Below are 25,583 nucleotides of genomic sequence, written 5' to 3' on the forward strand. Positions count from 1 at the left end.
GGCGAACTACCGCATCCAGAGGACTAAACGCGTGAGGGTCAGAGCGGGGTGAGAGGGAGCCGGAGGGCCGCGGGGGCGTGCGGCGGCACGACGGGCTTGAGCGGGGCGACGGGGGACAGGCGCCGGTAGGGAGAGCCGAGCGGCGGCCGCGGGTCGGGCTCGCCCTTGTTGGGCCATAACGACATCGCGCGTTCCGCCTGCGCGGTGATGGTCAGCGACGGGTTCACCCCGAGGTTCGCCGAGATCGCCGAGCCGTCCGCGATATGCAGCCCGGGATAGCCGTGCACGCGCTGGTACGGATCGACGACACCGGTCTCGGCGCTGTCGCCGATCGCGCAGCCGCCGATGAAATGCCCGGTGATCGGGATGTTCGCCAGATCCGTCCAGGCGCCCTGCGCCAGCCCGCCGATCTTGTCCGCCACCCGCCGCGTGACCTCGTGCCCGGCCGGGATCCACTCCGGGTTCGGCTCACCGATGCCCTGCTTCGTGGTCATCCGGCGGCCGAAGAGCCCGCTTTTCGTATACGTGGTCACGGAATTGTTCAGCGTCTGCATCACCAGCAGCCCGACCATCCGCTCCGACCACCGTCGCGGGTTGTGCAGCCGCACCAGCTGCCGCCGGTTCCGCCACAGTTCCCGCGCGCCCAGCACCCATCGGCGTTTGCCCGGCTCGGCGTCGACGAGCACCGTCGTCAGCAGGCCCATGAAGTTGCTGCCCTTGCCGTAACGCACCGGTTCGACGTGCGTGACGGCGTCGGGATGGATCGACGACGTGATCGCGACGCCGCGGGTGAAATCCGTGTCCTCGCGCAGGGAACGCGCGGCGAGCACGGCCTCGGAGTTCGTCCTGGCGAGCAAGCCGAGACGCGGCGACAGGTCCGGCAGCGTTCCCGAGTCCTTCAAGGAATGCAGAAGCCGTTGCGTGCCAAGGGAAGCGGCGGCGAAGACGACCTCGGAGGCGGTGAACGTCCGCTTGCGCTTGCGCACCCATCGTCCTGTTCGGACGGTGTCGACCGCGTAGCCGCCGTCGATCGGCCGGACCGACACGGCGGTGGTCAGCGGATGGACCTCCGCGCCCGCCTTTTCCGCCAGGTACAGGTAGTTCTTGACGGTCGTGTTCTTCGCGCCGACCCGGCAGCCGGTCATGCACTCGCCGCAATGCGTGCACGGCTTGCGTAGCGGGCCCTCGCCGCCGAAGAACGGGTCGACGTCGCGCTTGCCGAAGTGGACGCCGACCGGCGTGGGCCGATAGGTGTCCGCGATGCCCATGTCCCCGGCGACCTCGCGCAGCACCCGGTCGGCCGGGGTGACCAGCGGGTTCTCCACCACACCCAGCATCCGTTTCGCCTGGTCGTAATGCGGGGCGAGTTCGGCCTTCCAATCGGTGATGTGCGCCCACTGCGGGTCTTCGTAGAAGGTGTCCGGCGGTTCGTAGAGCGTGTTCGCGTAGACGAGCGACCCGCCGCCGACGCCCGCGCCGCTCAGCACGAAGGTGTTCTTCAGCAGCGTGAGCCGCTGGATGCCGTAGCAGCCCAGTTTCGGGGCCCACAGGTACTTCCGCAGCCGCCACGACGTCTTCGCGAACTCGTCGTCGGCGAACCGGCGGCCGGTCTCCAGCACACCGACGCGGTACCCCTTCTCGGTGAGCCGCAACGCGGTCACGCTGCCGCCGAAACCGGAGCCGATCACCAGCACGTCGTAGTTCATCGCGCACCCGCCGTCCGGTAGTCGCCGAGGTCGAGCTTCTTCGTCCGCCGGTCGTACTCGGTCACCAGGCCCGGCCAGTTCGTGCTCACGCGGCCGTTCTCCTGGCGGTACCAGCTGGCGCAGGTCGTCCAGACACTCTTGCCGAGGCGTCGCTGGATCTCCTCGTCGTACTTCTGCTCGACCTCCGGGACGACGTCCATATAGGACACTTCGGGTTTGGCGAGGTGTTCGACGGCTTGGCGGATGTAGCGGGCCTGCCGTTCGATCATGTAGATGATGGAGCCCGCGCCGAGGTTCGTGTTGGGCCCGTAGACGCAGAACAGGTTCGGGAAGCCCGGCACGGTCATGCCGAGGTACGCCCGCGCGCCGCCCTTCCACGCGTCGGATAGCGACTTCCCGCCGAGGCCCTCGACCTTCAGCTCGCCGAGGAAGTCGGTCGCCGCGAAACCCGTTCCGTAGACGATGACGTCGGCCTCGTGCTCGACGCCGTCCTCGGTGAGCACCCCGGACGGGGTGATCGCGCTGATCCGCCGCGTCTCCACGGCGACGTTGTGCTGCGCCAGCGCGGGCAGGTACTCGTTGGTGAACAGGATCCGCTTGCAGCCCAGCGGATAGTCCGGGGTGAGTTTCTCGCGCAGCGCCCGGTCCTTGATGTGACGGCGGCGCAGCTGGGCCGTCCGCAGTTCGAAGACCTTGGCCAGCAACGGATGTTTGGTCATCGCGTAGGTCGCGTACTCGGCGAGGAGGAAGATCCGCAGCCTGCCGAGCAGCTGGGTGGCCGGCAGCCGGTGGAACAGCCGTTGCTGCCAGCGCCGGTAGCTGGTGTCCCGTTTGGCCATGATGTAGGGCGCGGTGCGCTGGAACACCGTCAGCTCGCCCGCCTGGCGCTGGAGCTCGGGCACGAACTGGATGGCGCTCGCGCCGGTGCCGATCACCGCGACCTTCTTACCGCGCAGGTCGACGTCGTGATCCCAGCGCGCGGAGTGGAAGCTGGCGCCCTTGAAGGTCTCCTGTCCGGGGATGTCCGGCTGGACCGGCCGCGAAAGCTGGCCGACGGCAGGGACGAAGACGTTCGCTTCGAAGGTCTCGCCGCCCGCGGTCTCCACTCGCCAGAGCCCGCGCTCCTCGTCGAAGGCCGCGGCGATGACGCGGGTGCCGAACCTGATGTGCGGTTCGAGCCCGTAGCGGCGCACCACGCGTTTGAGGTACTCGTGGATGTCCGGTTGCAGCGAAAACCGCTTCGGCCAGTCGGGGTTGGGCTCGTAGGAGAACGAGTACAGCGGCGACGGGATGTCGCAGCCGGCGCCGGGGTACGTGTTCTCCCGCCAGACGCCGCCCGGTTCGTCCGCGCTTTCCAGGATGGTGAAGTCGTCGAATCCGGCGCGTTTGAGCTCGATCGCCGTCCCGACCCCGCCGAAGCCCGTCCCTACGATCAGCACGCTCGTCTCGCCCATGCCGATCGAAGTTACCCAGCGGTCACCCCGCTAGGAAGTACACGACCGGCCACTCAATCGAGATTTTCGGCCACGATCTCCACCGAATGGCTTTCGGCCTTCGGGTGAGCCCAGGTCAGGAGCCGGTGAGCGGAGCTTTCGAGAGCGTCCAGATCGCGCTTCGGGACGCGCTCGAACGGCGTGATCACCACCGACGCGGCCTTCTTCACCGTCTTGATCTCCCAGAACCCCTTCACGAACCCGCCGACCAGGATGGTGCCCTTGACCAGGCCGTTCTGTGTGATGACGACCTTGCGGTACTCGTCGCTGATCACGCGGGTGCGGTCGGCGTAGGACAGGACGGTCTGGTCGAACGGCCCCAGCAGCCGGGCGGGCGCGGGCGTGTCCGGGTCCGGCCGCGGGGCGTCCTCGAGGTCGAAGAGCTCGCGGCCGTTCTCGTCGCGGAACGTCCGCAGCTCCGGCCGCAGCCGCTCGGCGACGTCGCCGAGCTTCGTGATCCCGGCCCACGCCTGCGCGTCCTGCACGCTGGCGGGTCCGAACGCGGCCAGATAGCGGCGGAACATCGCTTCGGGGGACGGCGTCGCGTCCGGTTCGGCGCCCAGCCAGTCCTCGGCGGTCTGATACGTCGGCTGCCCGGACTTGCCCCAGACCCCGCGCGGCGGGATCTGCACCAGCGGCAGCAGCGCCCGCGCGACGTGCACCAACGACGACGGCGCCACGCCCTCCCACTGCTTCGCCAGCTCGGCGCCGAGGCCTGCCGACGAAAGCGGCCGCTCGCCGAGCAGCTTGCGGGCGGTGCGGGCGATCTCCTGGTGATCGAGGTCCTTGATGTCGGGGCCGAACTGGGTGTTGCCGGTCACCGAACGGTCGTAGAGTGGCTGCACGATGGGCCGCCACGCCAGCGCGTCCGCGGGTTTCACCAGGTGCACCGTGCCGCGCATGAGCGCGATCCGCACGACACTCTTGTCCAGCAGCAGGTTCGCCAGCTCTTCCTGGCGGAACCCGTGCAGCCGGGTCCACAGCGCGAAGTACGGCGGGTTCGGGGCCTGTGCCTGCAACCCGGCCAGCTGCTCGACCGCTTCGAGCGCGGTCATCTTCGAACGCCGGAGCAGCAGCTGCCGGTCCAGCATGGCGCGGTTCAGCGCGCGCCTGCTCAACGTGTCGGACATGCCGCTCACCCTAATCGGGATCAAGGACAGTTACGGTCCTCAATGCGGCGAGCGTTGCCGGGATCCATAATCCCGGCCATGGAACTACCGCCGCCGGTGATCCGGGACTGGGACTACCCGCGCGGCACGGCGAGCATCGTGCTCATGGCCCGCTTCGCCGCCGAGAACGGTGTCGCGGGGCTGGAGTCCTACGAGCACGCCCCCGTGGACGGGCAGGTCGACGCCCGGCAGGAGCTCGCGGTGGTCCGGGCCCTGGTCCGCGGGCTCGGCGGCGGGGACGACGTCGCGCTGCGGCTGAGCAGGCGATACCGGGTCAGCGCGTTCGGCATCTTCGGTTTCGCGTGCATCAGCAGCCCGACACTGGGGGACGCGATGCGCTTCGCCCTGCGCTACCTCGACCTGAGTTTCACCTTCTGCATCCCGCATGTGACCGTCGAGGCCGGACGGCTCGCGCTGGCCATGGACGACAGCCGCGTGCCGGGCGACGTCGCCCGGTTCCTGCTGCTGCGCGACCTCGGCGCCATCCACACCGTCATGCGCGACATCCTGCCGGACATCTCCTTGCGCTCCGTGTCCTTCCGGCACGAGCGTCCCTCCACAGTGGACGAATACGTGCGCACGTTCGGCCTGACGCCGTCGTTCTCCGCTCCGTCGCATCTCGCCACCCTGGATCCGCTCTTCCTCGACAAACCCTTGCCGCAGGCCAACGACCAGACGGTCGCGGTCTGCGCCGCGCAATGCGATCTGCTGGTGTCCCGGAAACGGGAACGCTCCGGGATCGCCCAGCAGGTCCGGGAACGGCTGGTGCGGCTCGGCGGCGTCGACGCCGGGATGGACGAGGTCGCGCGGCAGCTCGCGCTCAGCCCGCGCACCCTGCGACGGCGGCTGTTCGAGGCCGGGACCGGCTACCGCACGCTGCTCGACGAGGTCCGCCAGGCCCTGGCGGAGGAAATGCTCGACACCGGCGCGCTCAGCGTGGAGGACGTCGCGCTGCGGCTGGGCTACGCCGAAGCGTCGAGTTTCATCTACGCGTTCAAACGCTGGAAGGGGATGACGCCGGCGGCTTATGCCCGGCGGAACGCGTTGCGAGCACGGCCGGGTAGGTGACCCGCAGCAGGTGCAGGATCGAATCGGTGAGGAAGACCCGCAGCTCTTCGCGGCCGAGCGTGCCGCGGATCAGCCATTCGCGTGAGGCCGCGCGCAGCATCCCGCCGTAGGAACGGATCATCGCGCGGAGTTCTTCGCGACCCTCGGTGACGTCGCTCATCAACGCGGCCGCGAGCACGCGATCGGCGGCGATCTCGTCGGCCTCCAGCATGATCCGCTCGATCTCCGGGTCGCGGCCCACCGCCTCCGGGCCGATCGCCGTCAGCCACGCCTGCTCGTTGCGCTCGACGACCTCGATCCAGTGCTGGACGCTGATCGCGAGCCGCTCTTCGGCGCTCGTGTCGGGCAGGTTCTCGATCACCGGCGCCGGGACGATCATCATCTGCCGGACGACTTCGAGGTACAGCTCGCGTTTGCCGCCGAAGTAGTGGTTGATCAGCGGCCTCGCCACCCCGGCGGCCTTCGCGATGTCCGAGGTCGAAACGGAGGCGTACGTGCCCGCGCCGAACAACCGCCGGGCCGCGGTCAGGATCTCGGCGCGCCGGGCGGCCGGCTCGAGGCGGCGCCGCCGGTTGTCCGGATCGGTGCTCATGGGCCGAGCGTAACCGTTTCACGTGACCGCCTGCCGTTACTCATTCGGAACAACCCGCCGGTAACCCCCGGGGCCTTCATGGCGACGTTCGGGGCGGGGGGACCGGGCGTCATGGGTAGGGACGAATGGCCAGTGCCGAACGCGAGCCGGTTCGCCGTACCGGACGGTGGGTCAGTGTGCGGCTGCAGCATCGTGACGTCCGCGTCCAGGACGAATGCGTCTCGTACGCGGGCATCGTGATCACCAGCTTCGAGAACGGTGCCGAGGTCGGCGAACGCTGGATCCCGCTCGGGGTCGATCCGTCGGAGGCCGACGACGAACAGCTCATCCAGCAGTTGCGCGACGCGCTGATCTGGCAGGCGCGGCGGCCGCCCAAGGTCGCGGGGGAGTAGCAGGATCGGGAAGGTTCCCAAGCTGCTGAAGGACGCTTTCACTGCATCACATGCGGTGAAAGTCCCCTTCAGCCTCCTTGGGTCCGGAGGCCGTCGAAGGCGATCTTGCACACCGCGTCCGCCAGTTCCGTCCCGGCCGAACCGCGCCGCGGCCGGTACCACTCGATCAGCGAGTTCACCATGCCGTACAGCAGGCGCGCGGTGACCGCGGGATCGATGTCGGGCCGCACGTCGCCCTCCGTCTCGGCCTGTTTCACCAGTTCCGTGACGAGCCGGTCGAACTCGCGCCGCCGCGCCAGCGCCGCCCGCTCGATCTTGGTGTTGCCGCGCACCCGCAGCAGCAGGGTCACGAACGGCAGCTGCTCGACCAGCACGAGGACACTGCCCCGCACCAGATGCTCCAGCTTCTCGATCGCCTTGCCCTCGAAGGATTCCGTCTCGGCGGCGACGGCGAACAGGCCGTTCAGCGCGCGGTCGACGGCGAGCCGCAGCAGTTCCTCCTTGCTCGGCACGTGGTGGTAGATCGCGGATTTCGTGATGCCGAGCTTGCGGGAGAGGTCCTCCATGCTGGTGCCGTCGTAGCCGCGTTCGTTGAACAGTTTGACCGCGACCTGAAGCAGCGACTCGAGGTCGTAGCCGGGACGTCCCCGGCGGGCGGGGGTGCTCAACCGCGGTCCCGTTCGTCGAGTACGCGGCGCATCTTGCCCAGCGACCGTTCGAGGGTGTCCGGGTCGACGACCTCGACGCCGACGCTCACGCCGACCCCGTCCTTGACGCCGGCGATCAGCCGGGCGGCGGCCTCGGCGCGCTGCTCGGTGGTCGCGTCCGGGCGCGCTTCGACGCGCACCGTCAGGTGGTCCATCCGGCCCTTCGTCGACCGGATCAGCTGGAAATGCGGCGCGAGCGCGGGGGTCACCAGCACGACTTCCTCGATCTGCGTGGGGAAGACGTTGACGCCACGCAGGATGATCATGTCATCGCTGCGCCCGGTCACCTTCTCCATCCGCCGGTACGCCGGCCGCGCGGTGCCGGGCAGGAGGCGGGTCAGGTCCCGCGTGCGGTACCGGATGATCGGCAGCGCCTGTTTGGTGAGCGAGGTGAACAGCAGCTCACCCTCGGCGTCGGTGGGTTTCTCGGTGAACGGGTCGATCACCTCGGGGAAGAAGTGGTCCTCCCAGATGTGCAGCCCGTCCTTCGTCTCGACGCATTCCTGCGCGACGCCGGGGCCCATCACCTCGGACAGGCCGTAGATGTCGACGGCGTCGATGCCGACGCGGTCCTCGATCTCCGTGCGCATCTGCTCTGTCCACGGCTCCGCGCCGAAGATGCCGACCTTGAGCGAACTCGACTGTGGGTCGATGCCCTGCCGTTCGAACTCGTCAAGCAGCGTGAGCATGTACGACGGGGTGACCATGATGATCTCGGGTTTGAAATCGGTGATGATCTGCACCTGGCGCGCGGTCATGCCGCCGGACGCCGGGATCACCGTGCAGCCGAGCTTCTCGGCGCCGTAATGCGCGCCGAGGCCGCCCGTGAACAGGCCGTATCCGTAGGCCACGTGGACCTTGTCGCCCGGCCGCCCGCCCGCGGCGCGGATCGAGCGCGCCATCACCGTCGCCCAGGTGTCGATGTCTTCGGACGTGTAGCCGACGACGGTCGGTTTCCCGGTGGTCCCGCTGGACGCGTGGATGCGGCTGACCTGCGCTTCCGGCACGGCGAACATGCCGAACGGGTAGTTGTCGCGCAGGTCCTGTTTCGTGGTGAACGGGAACTTCGCCAGGTCTTCGAGCGCCTTGCAGTCGTCCGGGTGAACGCCCGCCTCGTCGAACTTCCGTTTGTAGAACGGCACGTTGTCGTACGCGTGCCGCAGCGTCCACCGGAGGCGCTTCAGCTGCAGCGCCTGGAGCTCGTCGATGGTCAGGTTCTCGGCGTCGTCGCTGAAAGTCATCGTCATGCCTTCTGGATGGTGCGGCTGCGGCCGCGGAATTCGGCGACGACCTCCGGCCCGTCGGGGGTCTCCCGGTGCACGGTGACGTCGTAGATGCCGTTGCGGCCGTAGCGGGTCCGCTCGGTGGCGGTGGCGATGAGGTGGTCGCCGAGTTTGCCGGCGGCGACGAAGGTGATCTCCGCGCCGGACGCGACGGTCACCGGGCCACGGCTGTTGCAGGCGCAGGCGAACGTCGTGTCGGCCAGCAGGAAGACGTAGCCGCCGTGGGCGATGTCGTGGCCGTTGACCATCGTCTCGGTGATCCGCATGGTGGCGACGGCGTGGCCTTCGGCGGCCTCGATCAGCTCGATGCCCAGCGCCTTCGACGCCTGGTCGTCGGCGAACATCGTGTGCGCGGCGTTAGTCAAGCCAGACCACCTTGTTACTGACCGAATGGACGGTTGTTAAAGGGTGTCGCAAGTAAAGGCGCGCTTCCGGGTGGATGTCAAGGATCCGCCGCCGTCCGGGGGTTTGCAAGACCCCGGACGCGAGCTACAGTGAATTACTGAACGGACGGTCTGTTAATCCACCATGAAGGGTCGCCCCATGGCATTGCTGCGCAGCTACGTCTCCGGCGGATGGCACACGGCGGAAAACGACGGCGTACCGCTGCACGACGCCTCGACCGGCGAAGAGGTCGCCCGGGTCTCGTCCGAGGGCGTCGACTTCGCCGCCGCGCTGGAGTACGGGCGCCGCGTCGGCGGCCCCGCGCTGCGCGAGCTGACCTTCCACCAGCGCGCCGCGCTGCTGAAGGCACTGGCCTCCCACCTGCGGGAACACCGCGACGAGCTGTACGCGCTCTCGGCGCGCACCGGCGCGACCAAGACCGACTCGATGGTCGACATCGACGGCGGCATCGGCGTGCTGTTCGCCTACTCCAGCAAGGGCAAGCGCGAACTGCCGAACGACACCGTCTACGTCGACGGCAACGTCGAGCCGCTGAGCAAGGGCGGCACCTTCGTCGCCCAGCACATCGCCGTCCCGCTGCGCGGGGTCGCCGTCCAGATCAACGCGTTCAACTTCCCCGTCTGGGGCCCGCTGGAGAAGTTCGCGCCCGCGTTCCTCGCCGGGGTGCCGAGCCTGATCAAGCCCGCCAGCCAGACCGCGTACCTCACCGCGCGGCTGGTCGAGATCATCATCGAGTCCGGCATCCTGCCCGAGGGCACGCTGCAGTTCGTCGCGGGCAGCGTCGGCGACCTGCTCGACCACGTCACCGCGCAGGACCTCGTCTCGTTCACCGGCTCCGCGTCGACGGCGCAGAAGCTGCGCGCGCACCCCGCGATCGTGCGCAACTCCGTCCGGTTCAACGCCGAGGCAGACTCGCTGAACCTGTCGATCCTCGGCCCGGACGCCCGACCCGGCACCACCGAGTTCGATCTCTTCGTCAAGCAGCTGACCACCGAGATGACGGTCAAGGCCGGCCAGAAGTGCACCGCCATCCGCCGCGCGTTCGTCCCCGCGGACCTGTTGGACGACGTCGCCGAGGTCGCGAGCGCGCGGCTGGCGAAGGTCACCATCGGCAACCCCACCGCCGAAGGTGTGCGGATGGGCGCGCTGGCCAGCTTGGAGCAGCGTGAGGAGGTCCGGCGGTCGCTCAAGGCGCTGCTGGACGTCGGCACGGTCGTCTTCGGCGATCCCGAGCAGGTCGAGGTCGTCGGCGCGGACGCCGAACGCGGCGCGTTCATCTCGCCAGTCCTGCTGAAGGCCGACCCGGAGCGGTCGGAGCCGCACGAGGTCGAGGCGTTCGGCCCGGTGTCGACGCTGCTGCCGTACACCTCGACCGAACAGGTCATCGAGCTCGCCGCACGCGGCGGCGGCAGCCTCGTGGGTTCCGTCGTGTCCGCGGACCAGGAGTTCGTGCGCGAGGTCGTCCTCGGGGTCGCGCCGTATCACGGCCGTCTGCTGGTGCTTGACGCCGAAGACGCCAAGGAATCCACCGGTCACGGTTCGCCGATGCCGCAGCTGGTGCACGGTGGCCCCGGCCGCGCCGGCGGCGGCGAGGAGATGGGTGGCGTCCGCGGCGTGCTGCACCACATGCAGCGCACCGCCGTCCAGGGCAGCCCGAAGGTGCTCAGCACGGTCACCGGCCGCTGGGTCGCGGGCGCGCCGAGGACCGAGCGCGACGTCCACCCGTTCCGGAAGTCCTTGGCGGAGCTGAAGATCGGCGACTCCGTCGTCGCCGGCCCCCGCACTGTCACCCAGGAAGACGTCGACCACTTCGCCGAGTTCACCGGCGACACCTTCTACGCCCACACAGACCCCGAGGCCGCGGCGGCGAACCCGCTGTTCGGCGGGATCGTGGCGCATGGGTACCTCGTGGTCTCGTTCGCGGCGGGCCTGTTCGTCTCGCCGGAGCCCGGCCCGGTGCTGGCCAACTACGGCCTGGAGAACCTGCGGTTCCTCACCCCGGTCAAGGTCGGCGACTCGCTGACCGTGACCCTGACCGCGAAGCAGATCACCCCGCGCATCGACCAGGAGTACGGCGAAGTCCGCTGGGACGCCGACGTGACCAACGCCGACGGCGACTCGGTCGCCAAGTACGACGTGCTCACCCTGGTGGCGAAGGAGCAGTCATGACGGCCACTCTTCCCGATGAAGCCTCCGCAGATCTCGAACGGCATTTCGAGGCGACCATCGCGCGTGATCAGCGCATCGAGCCGCGTGATTGGGTGCCCGAGGGCTACCGCAAGACGATGATCCGGCAGATCGCGCAGCACGCGCATTCGGAGATCATCGGCATGCAGCCCGAGGGCAACTGGATCACCCGCGCGCCTTCCTTGCGGCGCAAGGCGATCCTGCTCGCGAAGGTGCAGGACGAGGCCGGGCACGGGCTGTACCTGTACTCGGCGGCGGCCACGCTCGGCGCCGACCGCGCGGATCTGACCGACAAGCTGATCAACGGCAAGCAGAAGTACTCGTCGATCTTCAACTACCCGACGCTGACCTTCGCCGACGTCGGCGTGATCGGCTGGCTGGTCGACGGCGCGGCGATCTGCAACCAGGTTCCGTTGTGCCGCAGCTCGTACGGGCCGTACGCGCGCGCCATGATCCGCATCTGCAAGGAGGAGTCCTTCCACCAGCGGCAGGGTTTCGAGCTGCTGATGACGATGATGCGCGGCACGGAGAAGCAGCGGGAAATGGTGCAGGAGGCGGTGAACCGCTGGTGGTGGCCGTCGCTGATGATGTTCGGCCCGCCGGACGCGGACTCGCCGAACACCGCGCAGTCGATGGCGTGGAAGGTCAAGCGGCACACCAACGACGAGCTTCGCCAGCGTTTTGTCGACATGTCCATTCCGCAGGCCGAGGCGCTGGGTGTCACCTTCCCGGACCCGGAGCTGAAGTGGAACCCCGAACGCGGGCACTACGACTTCGGCGCCGTCGACTGGGACGAGTTCAAGAACGTGTTGAAGGGCAACGGCCCCTGCAACGCCCAGCGCGTCGCGCACCGGCGGCGGGCCCAGGAAGACGGCGCGTGGGTGCGGGAAGCCGCCGCCGCGCACGCAGCGAAGAAGGGTTCGTGATGAAACACGACTGGCCGTTGTACGAGGTGTTCGTCCGGGGCAAGCGCGGCCTGAACCACGTGCACGTGGGTTCGCTGCACGCCGCCGACGACGACATGGCACTGCACCACGCGCGGGATCTCTACACCCGCCGCAACGAGGGCGTGTCGATCTGGGTCGTGCGCGCGTCGGACATCACGGCTTCCTCGCCGGACGAGAAGGACCCGTTCTTCGCGCCCAGCGGCGACAAGGTGTACCGGCACCCGACGTTCTACGACATCCCCGACAACGTTCCGCATATCTGACATGAGCTTCGACAACGCCTACGAGGCGATCACCGAGGAGAACGACTCCCGCTGGGCCTTCGGCACCGGGTTCGAGGATCCGCTGTCCGGTGTGGACACGACGGTCCCGTCCGGTGTGGACGGAGCGCGGCTCGCGGCTTACTGCCTGATGCTGGGCGACGATGCGCTGATCTTTTCGCACCGGCTGCAGGAGTGGTGCACGAACGCGCCCGAACTCGAAGACGAGGTCGCGATCGCGAACATCGCGCTCGACCTGCTCGGGCAGGCCCGGCTGCTGCTGGCCCGTGCGGGCAAGGCCGACGGCAGCGACCGCACGGAGGACTCGTACGCCTTCTTCCGGAGCGAGCAGGAGTACCGTAACGTCCGGCTCGCCGAGTTGGACGGCGGGCATTTCGGGCATCTGATCGCGCGGCTGCTGGTGTTCTCGATCTGGCGGCTGGCGCTTTTGCAGCAATTGCAGTCCTCTGTGGATCCGGTGCTCGCGGCCATCGCGGACAAGGGTGTCAAGGAAGTCGCCTATCACCGGGATTACGCCGCCCAGTGGGCCGTGCGGCTCGGTGACGGCACCGAGCTGTCGCACGCGCGGATGCAGGAAGGCCTGGAGGCGGTCTGGCCGTACGTCGACGAGCTTTTCGTGGCGCACGAGGTGGAGTTCGTCGAGTCGCCGTCGCTGCGGCCGGAGTTCGACGCGATCCTGGACCAGGTGCTGGCCGTCGCGAAGCTGACGCGCCCCGAAATCGGTGCCATCGCCGGGGTTTCCGGCCGGATGGGCCGCGACGGCGTGCACACCGAACGGATGGGCTTCCTGCTGGCGACCCTGCAGAGTGTCGCGAGAGAACACCCGGACGCGACATGGTGACCGCGTACGCCGTGGCGGCCACGGTCACCGACCCGGAACTGCCGATGCTGACGCTCGCGGACCTCGGTGTCCTGCGTGAAGTGTCCGAAAAGGATGGTCGGGTGGTCGTCGCGATCACTCCGACCTACACCGGCTGCCCGGCGATGGACACCATGCGCGACGACCTCGTGCACGCGCTCACCGGCGCGGGCTACGGCGAGGTCGAGGTCCGGACGGTGCTCCAGCCCGCCTGGTCCACCGACTGGATCACCGAGGACGGCAAACGGAAGCTGGCCGAAGCGGGCATCGCGCCCCCGGGCGCCGCGCCGCGTCGGACCGGTCCGATCCCGCTGACGCTCAGCCCGCCGGTGTCGTCCGTGCGCTGCCCGCACTGCGGTTCCGCGGACACCGAGGAGCAGTCCCGGTTCAGCGCGACGGCGTGCAAGGCCCTGCGCCGCTGCCGGTTCTGCCTCGAACCGTTCGAACACGTCAAGGAGATCTAGCGTGACCGCCACCCTGCGCCGCACGGGCTTCCACACCCTCAAGGTGTCCGACGTCCAGCGCTTGTGCGACGACGCCGTCGCGGTGACCTTCGACGTTCCCGAAGCTCTCGCGGACACCTTTCGCTTCAAGCCGGGCCAGTCGCTGACCCTGCGCCGCGAGATCGACGGCCGCGACGAGCGCCGTTCGTACTCGATCTGCGCGCCCGCCGGCGCCGCTCCGCGGGTCGGCGTCCGGGAGGTGCCGGGTGGGCTGTTCTCGTCGTGGCTCGTGCGCGACGTGAAGCCCGGCGACGAGATCGAGGTCGCGCCGCCGACCGGCAGCTTTTCCCCGGACCTGGACGTTCCTGGGCATCACGTGCTGATCGCGGCCGGATCCGGGATCACGCCGGTGCTGTCGATCGCGTCCTCGCTGCTCAGCGACTCCGAGGCCACGGTGACCGTGCTCTACGGCAACCGCCGCACGGACACCGTCATGTTCGCCGACGACCTCGCGGATCTGAAGGACCGTTACCCCGCTCGGCTCGAACTCGTCCACGTGCTCTCCCGCGAACCGCGCGAGGCCGAGCTGTTCACCGGGCGGCTCGACGTGGAGAAGCTGCGGCGCCTGTGCACCGTGCTGATCCCGGTCGAGGACGTCGCGCACTGGTGGCTGTGCGGGCCGTTCGAGATGGTGACCGGCGCGCAGGAACTGCTGCGCTCGCTGGACGTCGCCGACGATCGCGTCCATCAGGAACTGTTCTATGTGGACACTCCGCCGGAGCCGGTGCACCACATCGATCCGGCCGTCGTGGGTGCGTCCAGCGAGGTCACGCTGGTCCTCGACGGCCGGTCGACGACGATGACGCTGCCGCGCAGTTCCTCCCTGCTCGACGGTGCGCAGAAGTACCGCCCGGACCTGCCGTTCGCCTGCAAGGGCGGCGTGTGCGGGACCTGCCGGGCGAAGATCTGCGACGGCAAGGTGGACATGCGGCGCAACTTCGCCCTGGAGAAGGCCGAAGTCGACGCCGGTTTCGTGCTCACCTGCCAATCGGTGCCGATCTCCGACGCGGTGACGGTGGACTTCGACGCCTAGGTGCTCGTGAGCCAGCGGGTGATGCCGATGTCCTTCAGGAACGGCCGGTCGTGGCTCGCCACGATCAGCGTGCCCCGGTAGGCCAGCAGCGCCTCGGTGAGGCGCCGCACGCTCGCCAGGTCGAGGTTGTTCGTCGGCTCGTCGAGCAGCAGCAGCCGAGGCGTGGGCTCGGTCAGCAGCAACGTCGCCAGCGTGGCGCGGAACCTTTCCCCGCCGGACAGCGACGCCACCTCGCGGTCGGCCGCCTTGCCCCGGAACAGGAACCGCGCCAGCCTCGCGCGGATCTCGTTGTCCGTGAGCGACGGCGCGACCAGCCGCACGTTGTCCACAATGGACAGAAACTCGTCGAGGACGTCGAGCCGCTGGGGGAGCAGCCTGGCGGGCACGAACAGCCCCACCGCGCCCGATTCCGGCGGGATTTCGCCGGTGATTGTGCGGAGCAGGGTGGTCTTGCCGGAACCGTTGGGGCCGACGAGCGCGATCCGCTCGGGGCCCATGACGTGCAGGTCCACCGGCGGACCGAAGCGGGGCACGGCGTTGACCCGCAGCACGTCAGTGCCTCGGGGGACGGTCGTTTCCGGTAGCTCGACCCGGATCTCGGCATCCTCCCGCACCAGTTCCTCCGCGGCCTTCATCGCCTCGACGGCGCCTTCGAGCCGGTCGGTGTGCAGATTTCGGTACTTGCCCGCGGCAATCTGCGCGTCCTCCTGGCGTTTGCGCATGCGCCCCTTGGGCTCGCGTTTGGTGTCCCACATCTTCTGGCCGTAGCGGGCGCGCCGGGCGAGTTTGGTCCCGGCCTCGATCAGCTCCCGTTTCTGCCGTCGGACATCGGACTCCGCCGCGCGTAGGTGCCGCCGCGCCGCCTCCTGCGCGACCTCGACGGCGTGCTCGTAGTCGTCGAGGTTCCCGCCGTACAGCGTGACCTCGTGGTCGCGGACCTCGGCGATCCGGTCGACCAGGGAGAGCAGTTCGCGATCGTGCGAGACGACCACGAGGATGCCGACCCAACCCGCCACCTCGCGGTGGACGAGTTCGCGCGCCCGCAGGTCGAGGTTGTTCGTGGGCTCGTCGAGCAGCAGCGCGGCGGGACGGCGCAGCAGCAGAGCGGCCAGCCCGAGCAGCGTGAGCTCGCCACCGGACAGTTCGCCCGCCCGCTGGTCCAGCCGGATGGCGCCCAGGCCGAGCCGGTCGAGGATCGCGTGGATGCGCTCCTCGACGTCCCAGTTGTCGCCGATGGTGGCGAAGTGCGCTTCGGCGGCGGAACCGCTCTCGACGGCCCGGATCGCCGCGCGGATCGCGGTGACCCCGAGCACGTCGTCGACACGGCGGCCGGTGTCCAGGACGAGGTTCTGCGGCAGGTAGCCGAGCTCACCCGGTGCGGTGATGGAGCCTGTGGTGGCCCTGAGATCGCCGGAGAGCAGCCTGAGCAGCGTGGACTTACCGGATCCGTTGGTGCCGACCAGGCCGGTGCGGCCCCCGCCGATGGTGAGCGAGAGGCGTTCGAACGCCGGAGCGCCGTCGGGCCAGGTGAAGGTGACGTCGGAAAGCGTCAAGGAAGAAGACATGAGACTCCCTGCGAAGGAGGTGGGATGAGGGCGCAGGTTCGTCTCAGAAGATCACCGCGACAGGTTAGCCCGTGCGTGGCCGCGTGGCGATCGATTTTCCGGCCGTTGCCGTTTCGCGGCAACAGGGTCAGAACGGTGGTTCCTCGGTACGGGGTGGGTGCAGAGGCGGAGGGGTGCTGTCGTAGGCCTGGCCGGTCGGTGTGGTGATCGTCAGGGTTCCGTCCGGTGCCAGCCGGTAGATCCAGCCGGGTTCGTCCTTGAGCCGATGGTCGCGGCGGCAGAAGTCGATGAGGTCGCCGGCGTCGGTGTTCCCCTGGAACTGCCACGGGATGGAGTGGTCGAGATCGCAGGCCTGAGCGGGCCGGTGGCACCCTGGTCTGCGGCATTCGCGGTCGCGGACCCGGACGAACTCGTCGAGAGCGGCCGTCGGGCGGTACCGGTTCCGGCCGAGATCCGCGACCTGACCTGACAGCGGGTCGGTGATGATCCGCCGCAGCACCGTATTGGGTCCGCTCGCGATATGGCGCGCCAGCGACGCCGGGATGTGGCCGTGCCCGGCCATTTCCGCCGGGGCGTCGTTGAGACCGAGGTAGGTGAAGAGGTCCATATAAAGGAATACCTCGGCGCGTTCGCTTTTTCCGCCGCTGCCGCCCAACAGGAGGTCGAGGGCGACGTCGGCGCGAAGCTGGTCCAAAGTGCGGGTCTCGTCGCCGATCTTGAGCGCGCCGGCCTCCCGGTTGATCCGGTTGTAGGCGGCGGTGACCTTCTCCACCGGGCCGTCCTCGATCTCCAGCGAGGCCACGCCCGCCTCACCCTGACTCACCACGAGCCGTCGGCCTTCGCGGGCCTGCTCGCAGCGCTTGTCCGCACCCTCACGATCGACGGTCGCCGCCACGTGGTTCGCCGCTTTGCGGATCTGTTCGGCGTTCTTACCGGGCAATCGGTCTTCCAGCAAGGCGTCGGCGGCGAGCGCGTGCTCGTCGGACAGCCATGCTGTGGCCGTCACGACTTTCATCGCGCCGAATCCGTCCACCTGGCCCTTGTCCATCAAACCAAGGGTGCGGGGCAGTCTGGTGGTCAACGCGTCGGCGGCGGCGACCAGCCCGGCCGCGTACTTGTCGCCCACCGACAGGGCGAACGCGACTTCCTGAGTGACGCTACGCGCGCCTTCGCGATGCCGGTTCAGCTGGGACAGGGCACGGTAACGGATCGCCTCCAGCCGGGCGATTCCCGCCGACGCCGCTTTCGCGAGGGCGACGGATTCGTTGTCGTCCAACGAATCCGCGGCGGTATTGATGGCCTTCAGGTTGTCGGGGCTGGTGATTTCCTCAAGTAGCGCCACGGCGGTGGCTTGGTAAGTGTCCACCCGACGAACCTACAACTCCCCACCGACAGTTCTGGATCATGCGACTGCCGTCGCCGTCGTCGAAATTCGGTAATGCTTTTCGTGGCAAGGGAAACTTGGATGTGCGCGTTCGCTCGGTAGTGGTAAACCGTGCGCAGAAAGGATTTCTTGCGCGCTGGCCTTGGAAGCAGGGCTTCTCGTATTGGCGGGTGATGGTCGCCGGTGTGTCGACCGTTGTCGCGTTGGGTGGATGCTCCGTGGCTTGCGCGAGCAGTTGTTGCCGAATTTCGGTAATGGCTCCGGTGTGGCGGCTTCGATGACGGGGGCCGTTCTCCGGGTCCCGCGGGCGACCGTTGCCGAATTTTGGTAATGGTTCGGTGTGTTGGCCTTGGGCGCGTGACATCGATCGTTCCGCGGATGCCGCGGCAGCGGTTGCCGGTTTTCGGTAATGACTCGGGTCCGTCCACCTCGATCACGGGGACCCGGCCCCGCAGGCACCCGTTGCCGAATTCCGGCAACGGAGGACCTGGCGCAAGCCCGACCATCCGTCGCCTCGGCGACCCCCGACCGGCCGGGGCATACTGGCGGACGTGACCGAACGCCCCCATGTCCTGCTGTCCGCCGCGGTCTCCCTGGACGGCTACCTCGACGACGCGAGCGACACCCGGCTGGTGCTGTCCAACGACGAGGACTGGGCCAGGGTGGACGGTCTGCGCGCGGAGTCGGACGCGATCCTCGTCGGCGCGAACACGGTGCGCGCGGACGACCCGCGGTTGCTGGTCCGCTCGCCGGAGCTCGTCGCGAAAAGGGTCGCGGAGGGACGCCCGGAGCAGCCGGTCAAGGTCACCCTCACGCGGAGCGGGTCACTCGATCCGGCGGCACAGTTCTTCACCGTCGGTGACGCCGAGAAGCTGGTCTACGCGCCGCCCGGCGTCGTCACGGGAGTGAAGGCGACCGTCGTCGAACTGTCCGGCCTAAGCGAAATGCTGGCGGATCTCTTCGCGCGCGGGGTGCGGCGGCTGATGGTCGAAGGCGGTGGCGCGATCCACACCCAGTTCCTCACCGAGGGGCTGGTCGACGAACTTCACCTGGCGATCGCGCCGTTCTTCGTCGGGGACCCGCGCGCGCCGCGCTTCGTCGGCCCGGGCGCTTTCCCGCGCGGGCTGGCCCTAGTCGAAAGCACACGGCTGGGAGACGTCGCCGTACTGGAGTACCACGCGACGCCGGAACCGTCCGAAGTGGACATACTGCGCCTGCGTGAAGCCATCGCCCTGGCCGAGAACTGCCCGCCGCGCACGTTCCGCGTGGGCGCCGTCATCACGGCCGCCGACGGCGAAGTCATCTCCACCGGGTTTTCGGGTGACGGCGATCCCGCCAACCACGCTGAGGAAGCCGCCCTCGCCAAACTCGAACCGGGAGATCCGAGGCTGGCGGAGGCGACCATGTACACGTCACTGGAGCCGTGCAGCTCGCGGACGTCACATCCGCGAAGCTGCACCCAGCTCATCCTCGACGCCGGCATCCCGCGCGTCGTTTTCGCCTGGCGCGAGCCGTCGGTGTTCGTCGACTGCGTCGGCGCCGAAACGCTGGAGGCGGCCGGACGCCGGGTGATCGAGGTACCCGCCCTCGCCGCCGACGTCCGCCGCGCGAACACCCACATCCCGGGTGTCCACCTCTGAACTTCTACTTGCAGGCGTCGCAGCAGCCGCAGCCCAGACCGGTGCACGCCGAGCAGCAACCGTGGCGAAGCACGACCTTCAACAGACGCTTGATCATCGCTGTCCTCCCGATCATTGACGTCCCACCGCCCTTGTCACGCTAAGTTCTGCGCATACGACAGTGGTACCGCCGGGAGTGCCATGGCCCTGCTCCAGCGGGTGACGGTCAGGATTCGAGGTCGCCCTCCAGCGAGAGGTAGACCTCGCGCAGCTGAGCCAAAAGGTCGGCGTCCGGCTCCGCCCAGAGCCCTCGATCGGCCGCTTCGTTCAGCCGCTCGATGATGCCGCGCAGCGCCCACGGGTTGGCCTGGCGCAGGAACTCCTGGTTGACCTCGTCGAGCACGTAGGACTCGGTGAGCTTCTCGTACATCCAGTCGCCGACCACCCCGGCGGTGGCGTCGAAACCGAAGAGGTAGTCGACGGTCGCGGCCAGCTCGAAAGCTCCCTTGTAGCCGTGCTTGCGCATCGCCGCCAGCCAGCGCGGGTTGACCACACGGGCGCGGAAGACACGGGCGGTCTCCTCGCCGAGGGTGCGCGTGCGGACGGCGTCCGGCGTGGTGCTGTCGCCTACGTAGGACGCTGGGGCGGTCCCGGTCAGCGCGCGGACCGTCGCGATCATCCCGCCGTGGTACTGGAAATAGTCGTCGGAGTCGGCGATGTCGTGCTCGCGGGTGTCGGTGTTCTTGGCCGCGACCACGATCCGCTTGTACGAGTTCTCCATGTCCTCGCGCGCCGGCCTGCCGTCGAGGTCGCGGCCGTACGCGAAGCCGCCCCAGACCGCGTAGACCTCGGCGAGATCCTTGTCGTCGCGCCAGTTCCCGGAATCCATCAGCGGCAGGAGGCCCGCACCGTACGCGCCGGGCTTGGAGCCGAAGATCCTCGTGGTGGCCCGGCGTTCGTCACCGTGCGCGGCCAGATCCGCGCGGGTGTGGGCGCGGACGAAGTTCTGCTCGTCCGGCTCGTCGAGGTTCGCCACCAGGCGGACGGCGTCGTCCAGCAGCGTGATCACGTGCGGGAAGGCGTCGCGGAAGAAGCCGCTGATCCGCACGGTGACGTCGATCCGCGGGCGGCCGAGTTCGGCGAGCGGGATCGCCTCGATGCCGGTGACCCGGCGCGAAGCCTCGTCCCAGATCGGCTGGACACCCAGGAGGGCAAGGACTTCCGCCGCGTCGTCGCCCGACGTGCGCATGGCCGACGTGCCCCACACCGAGAGACCGACCGAACGCGGCCAGTCGCCCGTGTCCTCCTTGTAGCGGCGGAGAAGCGAGTCCGCGAGCGCCTGCCCGGTCTCCCAGGCGAGACGGCTCGGGATGGCCTTCGGGTCGACGGTGTAGAAGTTGCGGCCGGTCGGCAGCACGTTGATCAGGCCGCGCAGGGGAGAACCGCTGGGCCCGGCCGGGATGTAGCCGCCGTCGAGCGCGTGGAGCACGGCGTCGATCTCGGCGCCGGTGCCCGCCAGCCGCGGCACGATCTCGGTGGCGGCGAAGGTCAGCACGCGGGCGACCTCCTGGTGCTCCGGCACGTCGGCGACGACCTCGGCGACCGCGGCGGGGGACCAGTCCCTGGCCTCCATCGCCTCGACGAGCGACCGTGCCTTCTGCTCGATCGCGTCCACTTCGGACAGTGGAGCGTCGCTGTTCTCCTTGAGCCCCAAAGCGGAACGCAGACCGGGGACCGCGCCCTGTTTGCCGCCCCACATCTGCTGGGCGCGCAGCATGGCGAGCACGAGGTTGATCCGCGCCTCACCCACCGGCGCGGCGCCGAGGATGTGCAGGCCGTCGCGGATCTGGGCGTCCTTGACCTCGCACAGCCAGCCGTCGATGTGCAGCAGGAAGTCGTCGAACTCCGCGTCGTGCGGGCGTTCCTCGACACCGAGGTCGTGGTCCAGTTTCGCGGCCTGGATCAGCGTCCAGATCTGCGCGCGGACCGCGGGCAGCTTGGCCGGGTCCATCGCGGCGATGTTGGCGTGCTCGTCGAGAAGCTGTTCCAGGCGGGCCATGTCGCCGTAGCTCTCGGCACGGGCCATCGGCGGGATCAGGTGGTCGACGATCGTGGCGTGCGCGCGCCGTTTGGCCTGCGCGCCCTCGCCGGGGTCGTTGATCAGGAACGGGTAGATCAGCGGCAGGTTGCCGAGGACGGCGTCCGGCGCGCAGGAGTCCGACAGTCCCGCGGTCTTGCCGGGAAGCCATTCCAGCGAACCGTGTTTGCCGAGGTGGACGACGGCGTGCGCGCCGAATTCCTCCTCCAGCCAGCGGTACGCGGCCAGGTAGTGGTGGCTCGGCGGGAGGTCCGGGTTGTGGTAGATCGCCACCGGGTTCTCGCCGAAGCCGCGCGGCGGCTGGATCATCAGGATGACGTTGCCGGACTGCAGGGACGCGAGCACGATGTCGCCGTTGTCCACATAGAGCTCGCCGGGAGCGGGGCCCCAGTGCTCCTCCATGCCCTCGCGCAGCTCCGCGGGCAGCTCGGCGAACCACGCGCGGTACTTGTCGGCCGGGACGCGGATCGGGTTGCCGGACAGCTGTTCCTCGGTGAGCCACTCCGGATCCTGGCCGCCCGCGGCGATGAGCGCGTGGATCAGGGCGTCACCGTCCGGCTGGTCGGTGCCGGTGGGCTCGACTCCGGGGAACGGGTCCTCACCCAGGTCGTAACCCTGATCGCGCATGCGGCGCAGCAGTTCGATCGCGGACGCGGGCGTGTCGAGGCCGACGGCGTTGCCGACGCGGGAGTGCTTCGTCGGGTACGCGGACAGCATCAGCGCGATGCGGCGTTCCGGCGGGGGAGTGTGGCGCAACCGGGCGTGGGCCAGCGCGATCTTCGCGACGCGGGACGCGCGCTCGGCGTCCGGCACGTACTTGGGCAGGCCGTCGTCGTCGATCTCCTTGAACGAGAACGGGACGGTGATGAGCCGGCCGTCGAACTCGGGGACGGCCATCTGGTTGCCCGCGTCGAGCGGCGAGAGGCCGTCGTCGTTGGCCGACCAGGTCTCGCGGTCGCTGGTCAGGCACAGGGCCTGGAGGATCGGGATGTCGAGCGCGGCCATCTCGGCGACGTCCCACGCTTCGTCGTCGCCGCCCGCGCCGACCTCGGACGGCCGGGTGCCGCCGGCGGCCAGCACGGTGACCAGGAGCGCGTCGGCCTTGGCCAGCTCGGCCATCATCTCCGGCTCGCGGGTGCGCAGGGACGCGCAGTGGATCGGGAGCGCGCGGCCCCCGGCGTCCTCGACGGCGTCGGAGAGGGCGTGGACGAACTCGGTGTTGCCGGACAGGTGATGCGCCCGGTAGTAGAGGATCGCGATGACCGGACCCTCGGTGGTCTTGGGCTCGCGCTCGAGGACACCCCAGAGCGGCTGCACCGCAGGCGGCTCGAAGCCGTCACCCGTCAGAAGGAGCGTGTCACTCAGGAAGCGGTGCAGCTGGGTGAGGTTCTCCGGCCCGCCCTGCGCGAGGTACGCGTGCGCCTCCGCCGCCGTGCCCGCCGGGACCGTGGACAGCTTCATGAGCTGCGCGTCCGGCGTCTGCTCGCCACCGAGGACCACCACGTGCGCGCCGCTCGCGCGGACCGTGTCGAGCCCTTCCTGCCAGCTGCGTTCGGAGCCGAGGATCCGGACGACGACGATCGGGGCGCCGTCGAGCAGGGCGGGCAGCTCCGCCAGGTCGAGCCGGGCGGGGTTCGCCAGCCGGTAGTCGGCCTCGCTGGAACGGGCGCTGAGCAGGTCGGTGTCCGAAGTGGACAGAAGCAGGATCACAGCATTCCTCACTCGGGGTGTCCGCGCCCCGGGTCGTGCGGTCGCGCCGGCCGGAGTTCCTGGCTTCCCCTCCTTGATCGGGAGGGGTGACAGTGGCGGGACCGCCCCGGACTCTCACCGGGTTCCTCCACCTGCCGACGCGTGGGTTCTGCGGTTCACTCTCCGGTGCGGTCCGGCGGGAGTCAAGGTGATGTGTAGCCGGGGTCGAACGCGTACCCCATGCCGCGGGCGGTGCGGATGTGACCGGCGCCGATCTTGCGCCGCAGGGTGCGGACGTACACGTCGACGATGTTGGAGCCGGGGTCGAAGTCGTAACCCCATACGTGGGAGAGGATCTGTTCACGGGTGAGCACCTGGCCCTGGTGGCGGATGAACAGCTCCAGCAGGGCGAACTCGCGTGAGGTCAGCTCCACGCCGGTGCCGTCGACGTCCGCGCGGCGCGTGCGCAGGTCCAGCGACAGCGGGCCCGCGTGCAGCACGGTGGTCTCGGCCACGAGCTCGGTGCGACGCAGCCGGAGCCTGATCCTGGCCAGCAGCTCGTCGAATCGGAACGGTTTCGCCATGTAGTCGTCGGCGCCGCCCTCCAGCCCGGCCAGGGTGGTCTGGGGCGAATCGTGCGCGGTGAGGATGACCACCGGGGTGGTGTTGTGGTGTTCGCGCAGGGTCCGCAGCACGGACAGGCCGTCGCGGGAAGGCAGGCCGAGGTCGAGGACCAGCAGGTCGTAGCCGTCGCCGAGGGCGTACTGGAGGGCCTGTTCACCGTCGGCGACCACGGTGGTGGTGAAGCCGTTGGCGATGAGTCCTTTGCGGACGAACGAGGCGATGCGCTCCTCGTCCTCGGCGATCAGGATACGGGCCACGGCGTGCCTCCTTCGACGGTGTGAACAGGAATTTCGATGGTGAACCGGGCGCCGCGGCCCGGTGCCGACTCCAGGCGCACCAGCCCGTGCTGAGCCTCGGCGATGGCGCGCACGATCGCCAGCCCGAGCCCGGCCCCGCTCCGGTGGCCGCCCGACGGCCCCCGGTTGAACCGCTGGAAGATCCTTTCGGCGTCCTCCTGCGGCACCCCGGGGCCGTGATCGGCCACCCAGAACGACACGGTGTCCTCGGTCACGGCCGAGCCGATCAGGATCTCGTCGCCGTCCGCGGTGTGCTGGACGGCGTTCTGGGCCAGCTGCACCACGGCCTGGGTCGTCCGCTGCTCGTCGAGCGCCACCTGGCCTTCGCCGAGCGCCTCCAGCCGCCAGCGACGGTCGCCGATGGTGCGGACCTTGGCGTAGAGGTCGCTGGTCAGCTCGGTGACATCGGTGGGGGCGAGTGTGACGAAATCGGGCTGCTCGGCTTTGGCCAGCAGCAGGAGATCGCCGACGATGCGGTTCATCCGGTCGAGTTCGTCGACGCACAGCCGGATCGCCTCTGCCCGCGCGACGGGATCGTCGTCGAGCAGTTCGAGATGGCCGAGCACGATCGTGATCGGGGTCCGCAGTTCGTGGCCGGCGTCGTCGAGGAACCGCCGCTGCGTGGCGAACGCCAGGTCGAGCCGGTCGAGCATCGCGTTGAACTGTTCGGCGAGCGCGGCGACGTCGTCACGGCCGTCCACGGGGATACGGCGGGTCAGGTCGTGTTCGGTGATCTCGGCGGCGGCGCGGCGCACCAGCCGTACCGGGGCGAGGATCTGGCCCGCGACCAGCCACGCCGCCGCCCCGGCCAGGACCAGCCCGAGCAGCCCGACGAACAGCAGGGTCCGCACGGTGGTGGCGATTTCGGCGCGGTCGCGGTCCACGAAGTAGCCGACGACGAAGGAACCCCTGTCACCCTCGCGGGTGCCGGAGGCGTCGACGCGGATCCAGCGCATCTCCCCGGCGGGGGTCTCGACGCTGCCGCTGCGCGCCGGGTCGGCGAGGATCGGGTTCAGCAGCCCCGGGCTCTCGCCCAGCCGGAACGGTTCCTCACGGTCCTGCAGGATCGGTCCGGACGACGGCGTCCAGGCCAGCACCACTTCGTCGTCGTCGACGTACTGGCGCCGCAGATGCGCCGACAGCGCGGACCGCACGTCCGGGAACGGCTGCCCGGTGGCGCGGTCCACCCCTTCTTCCAGCACCTGGCCCAGTTCGGCGGCTTCCTGTTCGAGCGCGGCGTTGACGTCGCTGTCGACCTCGCGCAGCAACAGGTTGTACGTGACCAGCGTCGTCGCCACCGTCACCACGGCGACGAGCAGCAGCAGCCAGCCCATGATCCGGATCCGGGCGGGGACGGCCCGCATCCTGGGCCGTCGCCGGTGTTCAGTCGTCACTGTCGTCGTTCTGCCCGTCGTCGTCCTGGTCGTCGCCGGGCGGGACCACCGGGGGCGGTGGCACGACCACCGGCGCCGAACTGCTCGTCGGCGGCGGGGCCGGTGCCGGGTGATCCCTCAGTTTCACCTCGATCGGAGCCCGCGGTGCGGGCGGCTCCGGCCAGGCCCAGGTGACCGCCGCCGCACCGAGCGGGAGCGCCACGGCGGCGACGAGCAGGGCGATACGCGGCGAACGGGCCATGGCTCCACCCTTCCGGTCGTCGATGTGGCGAAGATGAGGACAAGATGA

The 25,583-nt window shown here is 69.2% G+C and carries 22 protein-coding genes and 1 riboswitch; of the genes, 9 read left to right on the forward strand and 13 right to left on the reverse strand.

Going from position 1 to position 25,583, the window contains the following annotated elements:
• Positions 1-38: 38 nt before the first annotated feature.
• From DMH01_RS31300 to DMH01_RS31310, 3 genes are read right to left on the reverse strand one after another with little or no spacing between them, the layout of a single operon-like run.
• A complete protein-coding gene (locus DMH01_RS31300) occupies positions 39-1,706 on the reverse strand; it encodes a GMC oxidoreductase (RefSeq protein ID WP_125681068.1) in 1,668 nt (555 codons plus the stop codon).
• Entirely contained in the window at positions 1,703-3,160 is a 1,458-nt protein-coding gene (locus DMH01_RS31305) for an NAD(P)/FAD-dependent oxidoreductase (protein WP_125681070.1), read from the reverse strand. Before DMH01_RS31305 ends, DMH01_RS31300 begins: the two co-directional genes overlap by 4 nt.
• A 53-nt stretch (positions 3,161-3,213) precedes the next feature.
• Positions 3,214-4,329: a winged helix DNA-binding domain-containing protein gene (locus tag DMH01_RS31310; protein WP_125681072.1), complete on the reverse strand. Its 1,116-nt coding sequence runs from the start codon at positions 4,327-4,329 to the stop codon at positions 3,214-3,216.
• 78 nt (positions 4,330-4,407) lie between these two features.
• Here DMH01_RS31310 and DMH01_RS31315 point away from each other — a divergent pair, with 78 nt between their 5' ends.
• Positions 4,408-5,436: an AraC family transcriptional regulator gene (locus tag DMH01_RS31315; RefSeq protein WP_125681074.1), complete on the forward strand. Its 1,029-nt coding sequence runs from the start codon at positions 4,408-4,410 to the stop codon at positions 5,434-5,436.
• On the opposite strand, the gene DMH01_RS31320 is transcribed toward DMH01_RS31315, so the two are convergent.
• Positions 5,363-6,028 (reverse strand): TetR/AcrR family transcriptional regulator, encoded by a 666-nt coding sequence (locus DMH01_RS31320; RefSeq protein ID WP_125681076.1) that lies wholly within the window; start codon positions 6,026-6,028, stop codon positions 5,363-5,365. The two genes, DMH01_RS31315 and DMH01_RS31320, sit on opposite strands and share 74 nt — an antisense overlap.
• 125 nt (positions 6,029-6,153) lie before the next feature.
• Here DMH01_RS31320 and DMH01_RS31325 point away from each other — a divergent pair, with 125 nt between their 5' ends.
• Positions 6,154-6,420 carry a hypothetical protein gene (locus DMH01_RS31325; protein ID WP_125681078.1) on the forward strand — a complete coding sequence of 89 codons (267 nt, stop codon included), beginning with the start codon at positions 6,154-6,156 and terminating at the stop codon, positions 6,418-6,420.
• A gap of 68 nt (positions 6,421-6,488) precedes the next feature.
• On the opposite strand, the gene DMH01_RS31330 is transcribed toward DMH01_RS31325, so the two are convergent.
• The 3 genes from DMH01_RS31330 to paaI are packed head-to-tail and all read right to left on the reverse strand — an operon-like array spanning position 6,489 to position 8,754.
• On the reverse strand, positions 6,489-7,088 hold the full coding sequence (locus tag DMH01_RS31330) for a TetR/AcrR family transcriptional regulator (RefSeq protein WP_125681080.1): 600 nt from the start codon (positions 7,086-7,088) through the stop codon (positions 6,489-6,491).
• Positions 7,085-8,374: a phenylacetate--CoA ligase PaaK gene (paaK, locus tag DMH01_RS31335; RefSeq protein WP_199745697.1), complete on the reverse strand. Its 1,290-nt coding sequence runs from the start codon at positions 8,372-8,374 to the stop codon at positions 7,085-7,087. The genes DMH01_RS31330 and paaK overlap by 4 nt, the downstream gene beginning before the upstream one ends.
• Positions 8,371-8,754: a hydroxyphenylacetyl-CoA thioesterase PaaI gene (gene paaI / locus DMH01_RS31340; protein WP_199745712.1), complete on the reverse strand. Its 384-nt coding sequence runs from the start codon at positions 8,752-8,754 to the stop codon at positions 8,371-8,373. The genes paaK and paaI overlap by 4 nt, the downstream gene beginning before the upstream one ends.
• A 199-nt stretch (positions 8,755-8,953) precedes the next feature.
• On the opposite strand from paaI, the gene paaZ reads away from it, so the two are divergent.
• The 6 genes from paaZ to paaE are packed head-to-tail and all read left to right on the forward strand — an operon-like array spanning position 8,954 to position 14,625.
• Positions 8,954-10,984: a phenylacetic acid degradation bifunctional protein PaaZ gene (gene paaZ, locus DMH01_RS31345; RefSeq protein ID WP_125681084.1), complete on the forward strand. Its 2,031-nt coding sequence runs from the start codon at positions 8,954-8,956 to the stop codon at positions 10,982-10,984.
• Complete coding sequence (paaA, locus tag DMH01_RS31350; RefSeq protein ID WP_125681086.1) at positions 10,981-11,928, forward strand: 1,2-phenylacetyl-CoA epoxidase subunit PaaA; 948 nt, start codon at positions 10,981-10,983, stop codon at positions 11,926-11,928. Before paaZ ends, paaA begins: the two co-directional genes overlap by 4 nt.
• Entirely contained in the window at positions 11,928-12,212 is a 285-nt protein-coding gene (gene paaB, locus DMH01_RS31355) for a 1,2-phenylacetyl-CoA epoxidase subunit PaaB (RefSeq protein WP_005168080.1), read from the forward strand. The genes paaA and paaB overlap by 1 nt, the downstream gene beginning before the upstream one ends.
• A gap of 1 nt (position 12,213) precedes the next feature.
• Positions 12,214-13,071 carry a 1,2-phenylacetyl-CoA epoxidase subunit PaaC gene (paaC, locus tag DMH01_RS31360; protein ID WP_125681088.1) on the forward strand — a complete coding sequence of 286 codons (858 nt, stop codon included), beginning with the start codon at positions 12,214-12,216 and terminating at the stop codon, positions 13,069-13,071.
• Positions 13,065-13,553: a 1,2-phenylacetyl-CoA epoxidase subunit PaaD gene (gene paaD / locus DMH01_RS31365; protein ID WP_125681090.1), complete on the forward strand. Its 489-nt coding sequence runs from the start codon at positions 13,065-13,067 to the stop codon at positions 13,551-13,553. The genes paaC and paaD overlap by 7 nt, the downstream gene beginning before the upstream one ends.
• Position 13,554: 1 nt before the next feature.
• Positions 13,555-14,625, forward strand: coding sequence for a 1,2-phenylacetyl-CoA epoxidase subunit PaaE (paaE, locus tag DMH01_RS31370; RefSeq protein WP_125681092.1), 1,071 nt, complete (start codon positions 13,555-13,557; stop codon positions 14,623-14,625).
• Here the strand turns inward: paaE and DMH01_RS31375 are convergent.
• Together DMH01_RS31375 and DMH01_RS31380 are read right to left on the reverse strand one after the other, a co-directional pair.
• A complete protein-coding gene (locus DMH01_RS31375; protein ID WP_125681094.1) occupies positions 14,622-16,190 on the reverse strand; it encodes an ABC-F family ATP-binding cassette domain-containing protein in 1,569 nt (522 codons plus the stop codon). The genes paaE and DMH01_RS31375 overlap by 4 nt on opposite strands.
• Before the next feature lie 127 nt (positions 16,191-16,317).
• Positions 16,318-17,556, reverse strand: coding sequence for an HNH endonuclease signature motif containing protein (locus DMH01_RS31380; protein ID WP_233621721.1), 1,239 nt, complete (start codon positions 17,554-17,556; stop codon positions 16,318-16,320).
• A gap of 569 nt (positions 17,557-18,125) precedes the next feature.
• On the opposite strand from DMH01_RS31380, the gene DMH01_RS31385 reads away from it, so the two are divergent.
• Positions 18,126-19,214: a dihydrofolate reductase family protein gene (locus DMH01_RS31385; RefSeq protein WP_125681096.1), complete on the forward strand. Its 1,089-nt coding sequence runs from the start codon at positions 18,126-18,128 to the stop codon at positions 19,212-19,214.
• Positions 19,215-19,419: 205 nt separating this feature from the next.
• Here DMH01_RS31385 and cobN read toward each other — a convergent pair whose 3' ends face one another.
• The 4 genes from cobN to DMH01_RS31405 all read right to left on the reverse strand — a co-directional run bounded on the left by cobN (position 19,420) and on the right by DMH01_RS31405 (position 25,535).
• Positions 19,420-23,001, reverse strand: a complete 3,582-nt coding sequence (gene cobN, locus DMH01_RS31390; RefSeq protein WP_125681098.1) for a cobaltochelatase subunit CobN — start codon at positions 22,999-23,001, stop codon at positions 19,420-19,422.
• A gap of 53 nt (positions 23,002-23,054) precedes the next feature.
• A riboswitch (cobalamin riboswitch) is annotated at positions 23,055-23,129 on the reverse strand.
• Between the two features lie 54 nt (positions 23,130-23,183).
• A complete protein-coding gene (locus DMH01_RS31395) occupies positions 23,184-23,861 on the reverse strand; it encodes a response regulator transcription factor (protein WP_125681100.1) in 678 nt (225 codons plus the stop codon).
• A complete protein-coding gene (locus DMH01_RS31400) occupies positions 23,846-25,294 on the reverse strand; it encodes a cell wall metabolism sensor histidine kinase WalK (RefSeq protein ID WP_233621722.1) in 1,449 nt (482 codons plus the stop codon). Before DMH01_RS31400 ends, DMH01_RS31395 begins: the two co-directional genes overlap by 16 nt.
• Positions 25,284-25,535: a small hydrophilic protein gene (locus DMH01_RS31405; protein WP_125681102.1), complete on the reverse strand. Its 252-nt coding sequence runs from the start codon at positions 25,533-25,535 to the stop codon at positions 25,284-25,286. Before DMH01_RS31405 ends, DMH01_RS31400 begins: the two co-directional genes overlap by 11 nt.
• Between the last annotated feature and the right edge of the window lie 48 nt (positions 25,536-25,583).

Origin of the sequence: Amycolatopsis sp. WAC 04182, assembly GCF_003947465.1 — a bacterium.
In the GTDB taxonomy this organism is placed as follows: Bacteria; Actinomycetota; Actinomycetes; order Mycobacteriales; family Pseudonocardiaceae; genus Amycolatopsis.